This window comes from Geomonas sp. (assembly GCF_056994735.1).
Genome location: NZ_JBXKJL010000275.1, coordinates 1 through 1131, shown reverse-complemented (window position 1 = coordinate 1131; position 1131 = coordinate 1). Strand labels below are relative to the sequence as shown.

At 59.8% G+C, this 1131-nt stretch carries 1 protein-coding gene; it reads right to left on the bottom strand.

The genetic code is table 11. The annotated features are described in order from the left end of the window. Positions 1-1051 (bottom strand): IS4 family transposase (locus AC11W3_RS11925; RefSeq protein ID WP_484093076.1); only part of this gene is annotated, 1051 nt, incomplete at its 3' end. Positions 1052-1131: the final 80 nt, after the last annotated feature.

Sequence of the window (1131 nt, the reverse complement as noted above, 5' to 3'; positions counted from 1 at the left end):
AGATCATGAAGGCCAACTCAGGGCATTGCGGTGTCAAGAGGTAAGCTTCATTGGCCAAGGTGATGATGGCATGCTTGAATTGGGGTTCAGCGCGGGAGGGATGATCGGGCGCGGTGGTCAGACGCATCAGGAGGCGAGCGATAACCGCCATGATCAGAATGGCAAAGAGTTCCTGCCGGATACCGTTTTCGGTCTGGCTGTGGAACGTTTCGATCGCCATTGAGGTTTTTTCGTCGCGGTAGGGGGTTTCTACGCCCCCGCGCCGGAAATACAACGCAATCATGGCTTCGGCGGAACAGCGGGTGGTATCGATCAGGTTGGTCAATAACACGGATACCGTGCCATCGGGACTGGTCAGGCGGATCGCGCGCAGGGTGAAGGTCTGGGCGTTGGAGAAGGGGAGGGTGATCATGGCCTCAGTTTGGCCCGAGCGGACACAGGCTTCGACCGCGGGAAAAGTCGATTGGGCAGGACAACGGAAGAGCCAGTAGCCAGAATACTGCCGGTTCAGGTACTCGATCAGATCATAACTGGGATACCCCCGGTCAAACAGCAAAACACCACCCCTGGGGATAGAGGGCAGCAGGGCTTTCACCTCGTCGCGTTCGTTGGCCAGGGCTATCGGTCTGACGGTACGAGCGATCGGCAATCGACGGAAAAGATCATAGACCGTGGACCCCAAACAGTGCGGATCATGACCCTTGCCGGGATGGTCGAGCCCACTGTCGGGATCAAACGCCGGGCGCAACGCCTCGGCGGCGGGCAGCTGGTAGAGGGAGCCATCAATGGCAAAGACGCAAAGCCCTTGCCCAGTGTCCGCCTCGGAGGCAGGCCACAGGCCATAGGTCAGACGCACGGCATCCTGGTGCAGTTGTTCAAAGGCCGTCCAGGACAGCTTAGCGCGCGCTTTAGTTATGGCGCTGCGATGGACCGCCTCCGCCGCGGGCCAGAGGCCGCTACGACGGGCTTGGCGAAAGCAAGCACCAGATTTGCTGTCTACCCCTGGGCTTGTGCCGCTGACCGTGAGGGAGAGCAGAAAGATGAACAGCATGGGACGGGGCAGTTTCCGCCGGCGCCTAAACGCTTTCGGTGAAGTGGTTACGTCTTGCGCGGAAAGCCGGTGAGGCATTA